Origin of the sequence: Streptomyces canus, assembly GCF_041435015.1 — a bacterium.
Classification (GTDB): Bacteria; Actinomycetota; Actinomycetes; order Streptomycetales; family Streptomycetaceae; genus Streptomyces; species Streptomyces canus_G.
On record NZ_CP107989.1, the window covers coordinates 1,152,712 to 1,167,334 of the forward strand.

Below are 14,623 nucleotides of genomic sequence, written 5' to 3' on the forward strand. Positions count from 1 at the left end.
GGGTTCGTGTCGAAAATGTTTCGATGGACTCAGGTCACGGCAGGGTCACGGGCAACAGCCTTGGCCGCAGGGGTTGACACCCCTTCGAGGTCGCCATACTTTCGCGTCTTGAATCGTTTCACAGTGAAGCTGTTCGCAAGCCCTTCGGACCCGACGTCACAGGAGCCCTCAAGTGACCGAGCTCGCCGCGGTGAAGGCCGCGCTCAAGACCCAGGCAGTCGAGACGCCGTCGTGGGCGTACGGGAACTCCGGAACCCGCTTCAAGGTCTTCGCCCAGCAGGGGGTACCGCGTACTCCGCAGGAGAAGCTGGAGGACGCGGCGCAGGTGCACGCGTTCACCGGGGTGGCCCCGACCGTCGCCCTGCACATCCCCTGGGACAAGGTCGAGGACTACGCCGCACTGGCGAAGTTCGCCGAGGAGCGGGGCGTGCAGCTGGGCGCCATCAACTCCAACACGTTCCAGGACGACGACTACAAGCTGGGCAGCATCTGCCATCCGGACGCCTCCGTGCGGCGGAAGGCTCTCGATCATCTGCTGGAGTGCGTCGACATCATGGACGCGACCGGGTCCCACGACCTGAAGCTCTGGTTCGCCGACGGCACGAACTATCCCGGTCAGGATGATCTGCGGGCTCGGCAGGACCGGCTGTCCGAGGGCCTCTCCGAGGTGTACGACCGTCTGGGCGAGGGGCAGCGGATGCTGCTCGAGTACAAGTTCTTCGAGCCGGCCTTCTACTCGACGGACGTGCCGGACTGGGGGACGGCGTACGCGCACTGTCTGAAGCTCGGCCCCAAGGCGCAGGTCGTCGTCGACACCGGCCACCACGCTCCCGGCACCAACATCGAGTTCATCGTCGCCACACTGCTGCGGGAAGGGAAGCTCGGCGGGTTCGACTTCAACTCACGGTTCTACGCCGACGACGACCTCATGGTGGGGGCGGCCGATCCGTTCCAGCTGTTCCGGATCATGTACGAGGTCATCCGTGGTGGCGGGTACACGCCCGACGTCGCCTTCATGCTCGACCAGTGCCACAACATCGAGGCGAAGATCCCGGCGATCATCCGGTCGGTGATGAACGTCCAGGAAGCGACCGCCAAGGCACTCCTGGTCGACCGGGACGCTCTTGCCGTGGCTCAGCGCGAGGGTGATGTTCTGGAGGCGAACGCGGTGCTGATGGACGCGTACAACACCGACGTGCGGCCGCTTCTTGCCGAGGTGCGCGAAGAGATGGGGTTGGACGCCAATCCGATTGCTGCGTACAAGCGGTCCGGGTGGGCCGAGAAGATCGTGGCCGAGCGGGTTGGTGGGGAACAGGCTGGTTGGGGGGCGTGAGCGTCTGCCGGGATCTGTGTCGTTGCGGGGTGCGGGCCGTATGTGGCTGGTCGCGCCCGCGCGGCGGAGCCGCACATTGATACAGCCCCGCGCCCCCAGGTAGGAACACTCCCCCCTCTTTCAAGAAGGACTGAACGTTCATGGCAATCCACCCAGAAGCCGCTGCCCTCCTCGCCCGGTCCCGTCGGCTTGGCTCTGATCCCCGTAACACCAACTACGCCGGCGGCAACGCGTCCGCCAAGGGCACCGACACCGACCCCGTCACCGGTGGTGATGTCGAGCTGATGTGGGTCAAGGGGTCCGGGGGTGACCTCGGGACGCTCACCGAAGGTGGGCTCGCCGTGCTGCGGCTCGACCGGATGCGGGCGCTCGTCGACGTGTACCCGGGTGTCGAGCGCGAGGACGAGATGGTCGCCGCGTTCGACTACTGCCTGCACGGCAAGGGCGGAGCGGCTCCGTCCATCGACACCGCCATGCACGGGCTGGTCGAGGCCGCCCATGTCGATCATCTGCACCCGGACTCCGGTATCGCGCTGGCCTGTGCCGCCGACGGGGAGAAGCTGACCGCCGAGTGTTTCGGCGACACCGTCGCCTGGGTGCCGTGGCGGCGCCCCGGGTTCCAGCTGGGGCTGGACATCGCCGCCATCAAGGCCGCCAACCCACAGGCGATCGGTGTCGTCCTCGGCGGGCACGGGATCACCGCCTGGGGTGACACCGCCGAGGAGTGCGAGCGGAACTCGCTGCACATCATCCGGACCGCCGAGACGTTCCTGGAGGAGCGCGGCAAGGCCGAGCCCTTCGGGCACGTCATCGAGGGCTACGGCGCCCTTCCCGAGGCCGACCGGCGGGAGCGGGCGGCCGCCCTCGCGCCGTACGTCCGCGCCGTCGCCTCCCAGGACAAGCCGCAGGTCGGGCACTTCAACGACTCCGAGGCCGTCCTGGAGTTCCTGGCCCGCGCCGAGCACCCCCGGCTCGCCGCGCTCGGGACCTCCTGCCCCGATCACTTCCTGCGGACCAAGGTGCGGCCGCTCGTCCTGGACCTGCCGCCGACGGCTCCGGTGGAGGAGGCCATCGCGCGGCTCGACGTCCTGCACGCCGAGTACCGCGAGGAGTACGCCGCCTACTACCAGCGGCACGCGCTGCCCGACTCCCCCGCCATGCGCGGAGCCGACCCGGCGATCGTGCTCGTCCCGGGTGTCGGCATGTTCTCCTTCGGCAAGGACAAGCAGACCGCCCGGGTCGCGGGTGAGTTCTACGTCAACGCGATCAACGTGATGCGGGGCGCCGAGGCCGTCTCGGCGTACGCGCCCATCGAGGAGTCCGAGAAGTTCCGCATCGAGTACTGGGCCCTCGAGGAGGCCAAGCTCCAGCGGATGCCGAAACCCAAGCCGCTCGCGACCCGCGTGGCGCTGGTGACCGGCGCCGGCAGCGGCATCGGGAAGGCCATCGCGCAGCGCCTGGTCGCCGAGGGGGCGTGTGTCGTCGTCGCGGACCTCAACGCAGAGAACGCCTCCGCCGTCGCCGAGGAGCTCGGCGGGCCCGACAAGGCCGTCGCCGTGACCGTCGACGTCACGTCCGAGGAACAGATCGCCGAGTCCTTCCGCGCCGCGGTTCTGGCCTTCGGCGGGGTGGACCTCGTCGTGAACAACGCGGGCATCTCCATCTCCAAGCCGCTCCTGGAGACCTCCGCCAAGGACTGGGACCTCCAGCACGACATCATGGCGCGCGGTTCCTTCCTGGTGTCGCGGGAGGCGGCCCGGGTGATGATCGCGCAGAAGCTCGGCGGCGACATCGTCTACATCGCCTCCAAGAACGCCGTCTTCGCCGGGCCCAACAACATCGCCTACTCCGCCACCAAGGCCGACCAGGCCCACCAGGTGCGGCTGCTGGCCGCCGAGCTGGGCGAGCACGGCGTCCGCGTCAACGGTGTCAACCCGGACGGCGTGGTGCGCGGGTCCGGGATCTTCGCCGGGGGCTGGGGTGCCAAGCGCGCGGCCGTGTACGGCGTGGAGGAGGAGAAGCTGGGCGAGTTCTACGCGCAGCGGACCATCCTCAAGCGCGAGGTGCTCCCCGAGCACGTGGCCAACGCCGTGTTCGCGCTGACCGGCGGGGAGCTGACGCACACCACCGGGCTGCACGTCCCGGTCGACGCCGGCGTCGCGGCCGCCTTCCTGCGATGAGCGCGTCCGTGAAGTCGTACGCCGCGGTCGACCTCGGCGCGTCCAGCGGACGTGTCATGGTCGGCCGCGTCGGCCCCGACAGCCTGGAGCTGTCCGAGGCACACCGGTTCGTGAACCGTCCGGTCCGGGTCCCGGAAGGCCTGCGCTGGGACATCCTCTCGCTGTACGGCGGTGTCCTGGACGGGCTCAGGGCCGCCGGGCAGGTCGACTCCGTCGGCATCGACAGCTGGGCCGTGGACTACGGGCTGCTGGACGCCGACGGGGCGCTGCTCGGCAATCCGGTGCACTACCGGGACTCCCGTACCGAAGGCATCGCGCAGAAGGTGTGGGCGACCGTGCCCGCGCCGGAGCTCTATGCGGCGACCGGGCTCCAGTACGCGCCGTTCAACACGCTGTACCAGCTCGTGGCGGACCGACTCGTGGGCGCGCAGCGACTGTTGCTCATTCCCGACCTGCTCACCTACTGGCTGACCGGCGAGCAGGGCACCGAGCTGACCAACGCCTCGACCACCCAGCTGATCGATCCCCGGACGCGGGCGTGGTCGTACGAGATCGCCGAGCGGCTCGGGATCGACCTGGAGCTGTTCGCGCCGCTGCGACAGCCGGGTGATCCGGCCGGACTGCTGCGGCCCGAGGTGCTGGAGGAGACCGGGCTCCGCGGGCCCGTGCCCGTGACGGCCGTCGGATCGCACGACACCGCCTCCGCGGTGGCCGCCGTGCCCGCGTCCGGCGAGCGGTTCGCCTACATCTGCACCGGCACCTGGTCTCTCGCGGGCCTTGAGCTCGACGCTCCGGTGCTGACCGAGGAGAGCCGGGCCGCCAACTTCACCAACGAGCTGGGGCTCGACGGCACGGTCCGGTATCTGCGGAACATCATGGGGCTGTGGCTGCTCCAGGAGTGCGTACGGGCCTGGGGCGACCCGGACCTGGGTGAACTGCTGCCGGCCGCGGCGAAGGTGCCGGCACTGCGGTCGGTGGTGGACGCCGGGGACGCGATGTTCCTCGCGCCGGGCCGGATGCCGGAGCGGATCGCCGAGGCGTGCCGTGCTTCGGGGCAGCCGGTACCCGTCTCCCCCGCCGAGATCACGCGGTGCATCCTCGACTCCCTCGCACTGGCCCACCGCAAGGCCGTCGACGAGGCGCAGCGGCTGGCCGGCCACCCTGTCGACGTCGTGCACGTCGTCGGGGGCGGTACCCGCAACGCCCTGCTGTGCCAGCTGACCGCCGACGCCTGCGGGCTGCCGGTGGTGGCGGGGCCGACCGAGGCGGCCGCGCTCGGCAACGTCCTGGTCCAGGCGCGGGCCCACGGCCTCGTGAGTGACCTCGCGGGCGGGCGCGAGCTGCTGACCCGGACCCAGCCGCTCACCCGGTACGAGCCGCAGGGCGACTCCGCGCGCTGGCGCGAGGCGCAGGCCCGGCTCGCCGGGCACTGACCGGGGTCTCCCCTCGACTTGCACGCCGGACTACGCTTCACTCATCCGATGATCGACCACAAGGAGCCGCGATGCGTGTCGCCCTGTTCCTGACCTGTGTCAATGACACGCTCTATCCGGACACCGGGCGCGCCGTGGTGAAACTGCTGACCAGGCTGGGCGTCGACGTCGACTTCCCGATGTCCCAGACCTGCTGCGGGCAGGCGCACTACAACACCGGCTACCGGCATGAGGCGGAACCGCTGGCTCGGCATTTCTCCGATGTCTTCCGGGACTATGAGGCGATCGTGACGCCGTCCGGATCATGCGGGGCGATGGTGCGGGAGCTGTATCCGCGGATGGGTGAGCGGGCCCGGGCCGAGGGGCGCGGGGAAAGCCTCGCGACCACGCTCGCGCCGGTGGTGCCGAAGACCTACGAGCTGACGGAGTTCCTGGTGGACGTGCTGGGGGTGACGGACGTCGGGGCGCACTACCCGCACACGGTGACGTACCACCCGACCTGTCACGGACTGCGGGGCCTCGGGCTCGGTGACCGGCCCCGGCGGCTGCTCCAGGCGGTCAAGGGGCTTGAGCTCAAGGAGCTTCCGGGCGCCGACGAGTGCTGCGGCTTCGGTGGCACGTTCGCGCTGAAGAACGCCGATGTCTCGGCGGCGATGGGCGCGGACAAGGTACGCAACGCCGAGTCGACGGGCGCGGAGGTGCTGTGCGCCGCCGACAACTCGTGCCTCATGCACATCGGGGGAACGATGGGCCGGCTGGAGTCGGGCATGCGGCCGGTGCACATCGCGGAGATCCTGGCGAGCACGGAGGAGGAACCGGCCGTATGAGCGGAACGTTCGTAGGGATGCCGGCCTTCCCCGAGGCCGCGCACGAGGCGGTCAACAACCGGACGCTGCGCGGCAATCTGCGCCACGCCACGCACACGATCCGCGCCAAGCGGGAGAAGGCCGTCAGCGAGGTCTCCGACTGGGCGGAGCTGCGCGAGGCGGGCAAGCAGATCAAGGACCACACGCTGCGTCATCTCGACCGCTATCTCGTGCAGTTGGAGGAGTCGGTCGTGGCGGCGGGCGGTACCGTCCACTGGGCCGCCGACGCCGACGAGGCCAACGAGATCGTGACCAAGCTCGTCCAGATGACCGGCGAGTCGGAGGTCGTCAAGGTCAAGTCGATGGCCACGCAGGAGATCGGGCTCAACGAGGCTCTGGAGGCCGAGGGCATCCGGGCCTACGAGACCGATCTCGCCGAGCTGATCGTGCAGTTGGGCAAGGACCGGCCCTCGCACATCCTCGTCCCGGCCATCCACCGCAACCGGGGCGAGATCCGGGACATCTTCGCGCGCGAGATGAGCGAGTGGGGCCGACCGGCCCCCGAGGGCCTCACCGACACGCCCGCCGAACTGGCGGAGGCCGCACGGCTGCACCTGCGGGAGAAGTTCCTGCGCGCCAAGGTCGGCATCTCCGGCGCCAACTTCATGGTCGCCGACACCGGCACCCTGGTGGTCGTGGAGTCCGAGGGCAACGGCCGGATGTGCCTGACCCTGCCCGAGACGCTGATCTCGGTCGTCGGCATCGAGAAGATCGTGCCGACCTGGCAGGACCTGGAAGTCTTCCTCCAGACGCTCCCCCGCTCCTCGACGGCCGAGCGCATGAACCCGTACACGTCCACGTGGACCGGCACCAGGGACGGCCGCGCCGGGGAAGGGGACGGCCCGCAGAACTTCCATCTGGTGCTGCTCGACAACGGGCGCTCCGACACCCTCGCCGACGAGGTCGGCCGCCAGGCCCTGCGCTGCATCCGCTGCTCGGCCTGCCTGAACGTCTGCCCGGTGTACGAGCGGGCCGGCGGCCACGCCTACGGCTCGGTCTACCCGGGCCCGATCGGTGCGATCCTCAGCCCCCAACTCCGGGGCACGGCAAGCGAGATCGACGCCTCGCTGCCGTATGCGTCGAGCCTCTGCGGGGCCTGCTACGAGGTCTGCCCGGTCGCCATCGACATCCCCGAGGTGCTGGTGCATCTGCGGGAGCGGATCGTGGAGGGCGGGCCGGTGGTCCGCGAGGGCAACAAGGTGGTCCTGAAGCCCGCCAAGGGACACGCGGCCGAGCGGGCGGCGATGCGGGCGGCCCGCTGGGCGTTCGCCCACCCGGGTGCACTGCGCACCGGCCAGCGGCTGGCCTCGCGCACCCGGCGCCTGCATCCGCGCAGTCTGCCGGGTCCCGGCAAGGCGTGGAGCGGTACCCGGGATCTGCCTGCCGTGCCCGCGGAACCCTTCCGCGACTGGTGGCAGCGCACCAACGGCGGCAAGGAGAGCGGCAAGTGAGCAGCAGGGAACGGATCCTGGGCCGGGTGCGGCGCGCGCTGGCCGATGTCCCGAGCGAGGACACCCCGATCGAGCGCGCGTACCTGCGCGAGCACGGCGACCGGAGCGTCGAGGAGACGGTGGAACTGCTGGCCGAGAACCTCGCGGACTACCGGGCGATCGTGCACCGCTGCACGGCGGCCGACCTGCCGGCGACGCTCGCCGGGATGCTGGCGGCACGGGGCGCGAAGACGGTCCTCGTACCGCCGGGGCTGGAGCGGTCATGGCTGGCGGAGGCCGACACCGAGCAGGTCCCGGACCGGGTCGAGAGCACCCCGCACGAACTGGACCGGATCGACAGCGTGGTCACGGCGTGCGCGGTGGCCGTCGCCGAGACCGGCACCATCGTGCTGGACGGGGGCCCGGACCAGGGTCGCCGCCGCATCACCCTCGTCCCGGACCATCACATCTGTGTCGTACGGGTCCCGGACCAAGTCGTCTCCTCGGTGCCGCAGGCCCTCGAACGCCTCGACCCGGCACGCCCGTTGACATGGATCTCGGGTCCCTCGGCGACCAGCGACATCGAACTGGACCGGGTCGAGGGGGTGCACGGTCCGCGCACCCTCGAGGTGGTACTGGTGGACACTCAGGCGAGTGCGGAGGTCAACTCGTAGCGCCCTGAGGGGAGTTCGAAGGACGCGGTGCCGTCCTCGAAGCCCAGGTACTTCACCCCCTTGACGCGTGACAGGGGGGTGCGGCTCTCGCGCACGGAGTCGGGGTCACACGTGGGGACGCGCAGGGTCGCGGTGCTGTTGGCGGGCACCGCGACCCGGTGCCCGAACTCGCTCTCCCGCACCGCCCATGCGCTGACGATCTCGCCGTAGGGCGACCGGTGCGAGCCGGAGACCCGGGTGATCCTGCCGGTCGGGTCGAGGTGCGGCCGCAGGAAGAAGTGCTTGAAGCCCGGGTGGGCCGGGTCCTTGGCGATGCCGGCCATGCTCTCGTACATCCACTCCATGATCGCGCCGTAGGAGTAGTGGTTGAACGAGTTCATCTCGACCGGCCCGAAGCCCTCCTCCCGCGCGTACGAGTTCCAGCGCTCCCAGACCGTCGTCGCGCCGTTCCTCACCGAGTACAGCCAGGACGGCATCGCGTCCTGGTGCAACACCTTGTACGCCAGCTCCACCTGGCCCTCCTCGGTGAGGACGGGGGCCAGGACGTTCACGCCGAGGAAGCCGACGGAGAGGGTGTTCTCGGCGTACCCGACACGGGTGCTGCCGGGGTGAGCGGCCTTGTAGGCGGCGTCGTTGCCGATGTTCTGGACGAGGAGCTCGACGAGGGCACGGCGCTGGACCTGGGTGTCGTACAAGCCGAGTTTGAGGACCCAGAGCAGCGCGGTCTGGCTGTCGTCCTCGGTCTGGGTGGGACTGCCTCCCGGGGTCCACGGCGGCGGCGAGCCGAGACTGGAACGCACGGTGAGGCGGCCGTCCTCGGTGCTCAGGTACGTGGTGATGAACGCCCGCTTGATGTGGGAGAAGAGCTCCTCGTAGGCGTGGGCCTCGTCGGCGCGGCCGGTGGCGCGCGCCATGTCCGCCATGAGCCGCGCGCTGTAGCCGTAGTAGACGTCGCTGATGAGCTGGGTGCTGGTCACCTGGAAGGCCAGCCAGTCGCCGAAGATCGCGCCCTGTCCGGCGTAGGTGTCCCCGGTGCGCGCGCGGATCCAGTCCATGTAGGCCGTCATCGCCTCCCAGCTGCGCTCGACGAGGGTGGTGTCACCGCTCATCTGCCACACCGTCCAGGGGACGACGACCCCGCAGTCCGCCCAACCGCTCGCCGGAACCGGCTCGTTGTAGCGGGCCCCGGGGGCGATCCAGGTGAACTGGGCGCCGTCCGCGCCATAGGTGCGCTGGGAGTCGATCAGGATGTCCTGGAAGTGGCTCAGGAAGGCGACCGCATCGGTGTTGTAGAGACCGGTGTGGGAGAAGAGCTGGGTGTCGCCGGTCCAGCCGCAGCGTTCGTCGCGTTGCGGGCAGTCGGTGGGCACCCACACGTAGTTGCCGCGCTGGCCCCAACGGACGTTGCTGATCAGCTGGTTGACGTCGGGGGCGTCCGTTTCGACGGTGCCGATGTCGCGGAGGGCGGAGGTGGCGACCCTGCCGGTCAGGTCGGTGAGGGTGACGGTGGCGGTCGTGGTGACGGAGACGTAGCGAAAGCCGTAGAAGGTCAGGGAGTCCTGGTGGGTCTCGCCCTTCGGGTCGCCCTTGAGAATGTATGTACTGGTGGCTTTGGCGGTACGAAGGTTGGCCCGGTAGACGGAGCCCTCCGGGCCGTCGGCGCCCGCGCCGGCGTCGTTGAGCATCTCCCCCGGTGTGAAAACCACTTCGGCGCCCGCGGGGCCGCGGAGGGTGTAGCGGGGGACACCGACCAGGTTCTGGCCGAGGTCGATCACGGCGGTCTCGCCGGGGTGCAGGGTGGTGTGGGTAGTGGCGGCCCTGGAGGGATCGGTGACCGTGCGGGCGGGGTCGGGGACGAAGTCGCCGCCGGTGTAGACGGTGATCGACCGCGGCCTGCGGTCCCATGCGGGCATCAGCCGGGCCGACTCGCCGGGGTAGGCGACCAGCCGGGACTCGGGGAACCGGGTGGTGAAGTCGTGCTCCTCGACACCGGACCAGGCGGAGGCGTCGAAGCCGTTCGCGGTCCAGCCGGGCAGTTCCCTGCGGGCGTCGTAGGTCTGGCCGTCGTAGATGTCGTCGGCGCGGTAGGGGCCGGTGTCCGTGGCCCTCCAGTCGTCGCCGGGCGCGGTCACGACGGTCTGGGTCGAGCCGTCCTCGTAACGGATCAGGAGCTTGGCCTTGAGGGCGAGGCGGTTGCCGTCCTCGAGGTAGTACACGCTGTTGTCGGAGACGCGGCCGTTGAACCAGCCGTTGCCCAGCACCGCCGCGAGGGTGACCTGCGGCTTCCCCACCACCGGGCCCGTCACGTCGTAGGTGAAGTAGCTGACGGTGGTGTCGTAGTTGGTCCAGCCAGGGGTGAGGAGTTCGTGGGTGGTGCCGCCGTCCTGGGGCACGGTGACCCGGCGGCCGTTGACGTAGGCGTCGTACACGCCGAGCGCGGAGACGTAGAGCCGGGCCTCGCGCACCCGGCCGGCTTTCAGGTCCGCCTGCCGTCTCAGGAGCGGCGAGCCCGCGCTGTTCGGCGCCTTGCCCGCCATGCTGATCCACTTCGCGCCGTCCCAGCCGGTCACGCCGTCGGTGCTGAGCAGGCCGGTCTCGAAGCGGGCGGTCGGGGCCTCGGGGAGCCTGCGGTCGTTCTCGTCCCAGACCTGGACCGTCCAGTGGTAGCGGGTCGAGGCGTGCAGCCCGGGGCCCGCGTACCGTACGGCCACCGAGTCCGCCGAGTCGACCCGGCCGCTGTCCCAGACGTCCGCGCGGCCGTCGGCCAGGCGGTCGGGGGTGGAGGCGACCAGGAGACGGTACGCCGTCTGACGCCGGCCACGGACCCGGGACGCGGTGCGCCAGCCGAATCTCGGGCGGGCCGCGTCCACGCCGAGCGGATCGGTGCGGTGCTCCACCGTGAGGCCCTCCACGGCGGTCCGGTCGGCGGCCGTGTTCGCCCTGTCGACTCCGTCGGTCATGCCGTTGTCCCTTCGGCTGTTCTGAGTTGTCTCTACTTCTGCTGCACAGCCGGGGTGACCTCAGGAGTAGACGATCGGACACCCCCGCCGCAGCGAGTGCTGAGCGGCGCGCAGATACAGCGCCACATAGAACGCCGCGTCCAGGTCCTCGCCCCACGGTCCGGGCCGGGTGGCCGCCACCCGCTCCGCCTCGCCGTCGAGGAACCACATGGTGAGGTCGAGGTTGTCGCAGGCTTCGGGTATCTCGTCGAGGGGCAGGCGCACGGCCTCGGCCAGCCGTCGCGCGAGGTCGAGGATCTGCGGGGCTCCGGCGATCACCGTGGTGTCCGAGTAGGAGGACTCGACGGGCAGTTCGACCTCCACGTCCAGCGACACCGGCACCAGCACCGACCAGTCGAGGAGGGCCTCCGGCTCGGAGGGCGCCAGATGCTCACGCGCCAGCCGCACGAGGCCGTCCATGGACGGCACCAGCTTCTCCTCGAACCGCAGCCCCGACCCACGGACGAACTCCGTGTCCTCGGGCACGGACTCGTACGGCGGCAGCCCCCGGCGGCGCAGTTCCTCGTTCAGCCCCGCGGCGACCGCCCCCCGGCCCTCCTCCTCGTCCGCGTCGAACCACTCCCGCGCACCCACGCTCACCAGATAGATCCCCATGCCCGGAAACGTACAGCGCCCCACTGACAACGCCGACCGCCGCCGGCCTTCGAGGTCACGGTGCGGTCAGCAGGAGCGTCGGCAGGGTGTCCTCCAGGATCCGCTCGCGGGGCAGAGTGAGGCCGAAGTGCCGTTGGACGACCTCCAGGCAGGCCCGGTGCACGGCACGGCGGTCCAACGCGTCGTCGGGCAGTCCGGCGGCGGTGAGCCGTTCCTGGACGGCGGCGGCCACCTCGGGGTCGCCCTCGGGACTGCCGTGCGCCCAGCTGCCGTCGAGGTGCAGGTTGAACGTGCACATCAGGTTCTCGTCGTGGCGGTAGGTGAAGCGCGGGGGCACCGGCTTGCCGTTCTCCTCCTCGTACTCCAGGTGGAAGACGTGCAGCCCGCCCCGGTCGACGGGTCGGCCGACGGAGCCGAACCTGCCCTGCCAGCCGCCGTACTTGATGACGTAGGACCATTCGTCGAGCTCACCGTGGCGCAGGGCGATGCCCTCGCGGACTCCTCCGTAGAGGCCTTCCAGCAGGTCCTGCACCTGGCGGCCGGTCAGCTCCCCGATGGGGCGGGGCCGGTACCGTCCCGGGGCGGTCTCGGCGATCCGTCTCGCCAGTGATTCCGACTCGAGGTCGGGGGCGATCACCACGCTGTAGCCGCCGTAGGCGATGGACTGGGGCTCGGCGAGCCAGGCTGTTCCGTCGGTCATGGCGATCAACCCTGCCGTATCCGCGCGGGGGTGTCACTGAATACACCCCGGAAGACGGGTTCTGCGCCCCATGTGCCCCGGCCCGCGGCTCCGTAGCTTCTTGAGCGAGGCACACGGCGTGCCGGACGAAGGGGGACGACGATGTTTCGCACAGGCTCACGACGCAGGCACGACACGGGACCCGCCGCCGAGGCGCTGCGGCTCGTGAAGGTCAGCAAGACGTACGGCACCGACGACAGTGCCGTGACCGCCCTGGACGGAGTGACGCTGAGCCTCGGCCGGGGCACCTTCACCGCGGTGATGGGGCCATCGGGGTCCGGCAAGTCCACGCTGCTGCAGTGCGCGGCCGGTCTCGACCGGCCGGACAGCGGGATCGTACGGGTGGACGGCACGGAGCTGACGGGCGGTGGCGAGGCGGCGCTGACGAGGTTCCGGCGCGGGCGCGTCGGGTTCGTGTTCCAGCAGTACAACCTGCTGGAGACGCTGACGGTCGCGCAGAACACGGTGCTGCCGCTGAAGCTCGCGGGCCGAAAGGTCGACCGGAGGAGGGCGGAGGAGGTCCTCACCTCGGTCGGGCTCGGCGACCGCCTCGGCCATCGCCCCGACCAGCTCTCCGGCGGTCAGAAGCAGCGGGTCGCCATCGCCCGCGCGCTGGTCACGGACCCTCGGGTGATCTTCGCGGACGAGCCTACGGGCGCTCTGGACACCCGTAGTGCGCGGGATGTGCTGCGGTTGCTCCAGGAGGCGGTGCAGGTGCACGGCCGGACCGTGGTGATGGTGACCCATGACCCGGTCGCCGCCTCGTACGCCGATTCCGTGGTGTTCCTGGCGGACGGCCGGCTTGTGGGCCGGATGGACGCACCGACACCGGACGCGGTGGCCGAGCGCCTCGCGCACCTGGGCGACGACGTGACGGCGGGGGTGTGAGCGATGTTCATGCTGGCGATGCGGTCGATAGGGCAACGGCCCGGACGGTTCCTCGCGACACTGCTGGCCGCCTTCCTGGGCGCGGGGATCATCATGACGTTCAACTCGCTGTACGACACGGCGGGCCGGCCGGGCGTGGACCCGGTGAGCTCGGAGACGCTGACCACGTCGGCGAGTGTCGTCGGCGGCTACGGCACCCTCCTGGTGTTCTTCGCCGTGGCCTCGACGCTGACGGTCAACGTCCGCCAGCGCGCGGGTGAGTTGGAGCTGCTGCGCTGCTCGGGGGCTACTCCGGGGCAGATCAGGCGGATGGTCGTGGGTGAGGCCGTGGCCGTCGCCCTGATCGGTGCCGTGCTGGCGATCGGTCCGGCGATGCTCGGCGGACAGGCCCTGTTGGACGCCTTCCAGGACAGCGGGCAGGTCGACGGCTCGGTCGACCACTCCTTCGGCCCCGTGGCGCTGCTGTCGGGTGTCGACATCACGCTGGTCGCCGCGGCGGGCGCCGCCTTCCTCGCCGTACGGCGGGCCACGCGCACACCCCGACGGCGCGGCCGGGCGCGGACGTTCCTCGCGTACGCGGCTCTCGGTATCGGTGCCGTGGCGGCTACCTCCACCTTCGCCTTCTCGGCGACGGACGAGGCACTCATGGCGACACCGGCGTACGGGGCGATCCTGCTGTCCGTGGGGTTCGCCCTGCTGGCGCCGCGGCTGCTGAAGGGTGTCCTGGACCGGTTGCCGCTGACCGGCTCGAGCGGCTGGCTGGCCGTGCGGAACCTGCGTCGGCGGGCGGACCACCTGTCCGGGATCCTGATGTCGCTGATCCTGTTCACGGCGGTGTCCGTCGCCACGCTCTACATGCAGGGTGTGGAGAGCGACGCCACGCGGGCCTCGGGCGCGGTCAGGACCGTCGACGCGAAGAACCTTCAGACACTGAACCTCACGGTCGTCGGCATCATCGTGGTGTTCGTCTGCGTGATGCTGATCAACTCGCTGTACGCGGCGACGACTTACCGCAGGCGGGAGTTCGGGCAGCAGCGCCTCGCCGGGGCGACCCCGGGGCAGGTGCTGGGCACGGTGGGCGTGGAAGGGCTGGTCCTCACGACCGTCGGGCTGTGCTTCGGCACGGTGGCGGCGCTGGCCGGGATCATTCCGTTCACGGTCGTGCGCTCCGACTCGGTGCTGCCTCACCAGGGCCTCGGCATCTGGCTGGCGGTGGCGTCGATCGCGGCGGCCGCGACGATCGGGACGGGTCTGGTCACGGCCCGCAGGGTGCTGCGCACTCCGGCGGTGGAGGCGGTGGGGTCGGCAGCGTGAGGGGCAGCGGTCAGGGGGCGTCACTTCGGTGACGCCCCCTTTCCTGCTGCGCTCCGGCCTCGTCCGGCGGCCTCGGGGCGCCTTGTCACCCCGTGACAAAGGCGGTGAACAAGCGCTTAGATAGTGGACGGACACGAGTTCGCGCCGCGCAG

At 70.5% G+C, this 14,623-nt stretch carries 11 protein-coding genes; 8 read left to right on the forward strand and 3 right to left on the reverse strand.

Annotated features, from left to right (window positions below; genetic code table 11):
- The first annotated feature begins 172 nt into the window (after positions 1 to 172).
- From rhaI to OG841_RS05490, 6 genes are all read left to right on the forward strand, one after another.
- Positions 173 to 1,333, forward strand: a complete 1,161-nt coding sequence (gene rhaI, locus OG841_RS05465) for an L-rhamnose isomerase (protein ID WP_365120227.1) — start codon at positions 173 to 175, stop codon at positions 1,331 to 1,333.
- Between the two features lie 140 nt (positions 1,334 to 1,473).
- Positions 1,474 to 3,513, forward strand: a complete 2,040-nt coding sequence (locus OG841_RS05470) for a bifunctional aldolase/short-chain dehydrogenase (RefSeq protein WP_371563800.1) — start codon at positions 1,474 to 1,476, stop codon at positions 3,511 to 3,513.
- Complete coding sequence (locus OG841_RS05475; protein ID WP_371563803.1) at positions 3,510 to 4,946, forward strand: rhamnulokinase; 1,437 nt, start codon at positions 3,510 to 3,512, stop codon at positions 4,944 to 4,946. The genes OG841_RS05470 and OG841_RS05475 overlap by 4 nt, the downstream gene beginning before the upstream one ends.
- Positions 4,947 to 5,017: 71 nt before the next feature.
- Positions 5,018 to 5,773, forward strand: coding sequence for a (Fe-S)-binding protein (locus OG841_RS05480; RefSeq protein WP_328642515.1), 756 nt, complete (start codon positions 5,018 to 5,020; stop codon positions 5,771 to 5,773).
- Entirely contained in the window at positions 5,770 to 7,263 is a 1,494-nt protein-coding gene (locus tag OG841_RS05485; RefSeq protein ID WP_371563805.1) for a LutB/LldF family L-lactate oxidation iron-sulfur protein, read from the forward strand. The genes OG841_RS05480 and OG841_RS05485 overlap by 4 nt, the downstream gene beginning before the upstream one ends.
- Positions 7,260 to 7,916: a LutC/YkgG family protein gene (locus tag OG841_RS05490; RefSeq protein WP_328642513.1), complete on the forward strand. Its 657-nt coding sequence runs from the start codon at positions 7,260 to 7,262 to the stop codon at positions 7,914 to 7,916. Before OG841_RS05485 ends, OG841_RS05490 begins: the two co-directional genes overlap by 4 nt.
- Here OG841_RS05490 and OG841_RS05495 read toward each other — a convergent pair.
- From OG841_RS05495 to OG841_RS05505, 3 genes are read right to left on the reverse strand one after another with little or no spacing between them, the layout of a single operon-like run.
- Positions 7,889 to 10,876 (reverse strand): family 78 glycoside hydrolase catalytic domain, encoded by a 2,988-nt coding sequence (locus OG841_RS05495; protein ID WP_371563808.1) that lies wholly within the window; start codon positions 10,874 to 10,876, stop codon positions 7,889 to 7,891. The genes OG841_RS05490 and OG841_RS05495 overlap by 28 nt on opposite strands.
- Before the next feature lie 60 nt (positions 10,877 to 10,936).
- Positions 10,937 to 11,530, reverse strand: coding sequence for a hypothetical protein (locus OG841_RS05500; protein WP_328642511.1), 594 nt, complete (start codon positions 11,528 to 11,530; stop codon positions 10,937 to 10,939).
- Between the two features lie 55 nt (positions 11,531 to 11,585).
- Positions 11,586 to 12,230, reverse strand: a complete 645-nt coding sequence (locus OG841_RS05505; protein WP_328642510.1) for a hypothetical protein — start codon at positions 12,228 to 12,230, stop codon at positions 11,586 to 11,588.
- 141 nt (positions 12,231 to 12,371) lie between these two features.
- On the opposite strand from OG841_RS05505, the gene OG841_RS05510 reads away from it, so the two are divergent.
- Entirely contained in the window at positions 12,372 to 13,157 is a 786-nt protein-coding gene (locus tag OG841_RS05510) for an ABC transporter ATP-binding protein (RefSeq protein ID WP_328642509.1), read from the forward strand.
- A 3-nt stretch (positions 13,158 to 13,160) separates the two neighbouring features.
- Complete coding sequence (locus tag OG841_RS05515; protein ID WP_328642508.1) at positions 13,161 to 14,471, forward strand: FtsX-like permease family protein; 1,311 nt, start codon at positions 13,161 to 13,163, stop codon at positions 14,469 to 14,471.
- The last annotated feature ends 152 nt before the right edge of the window (positions 14,472 to 14,623 follow it).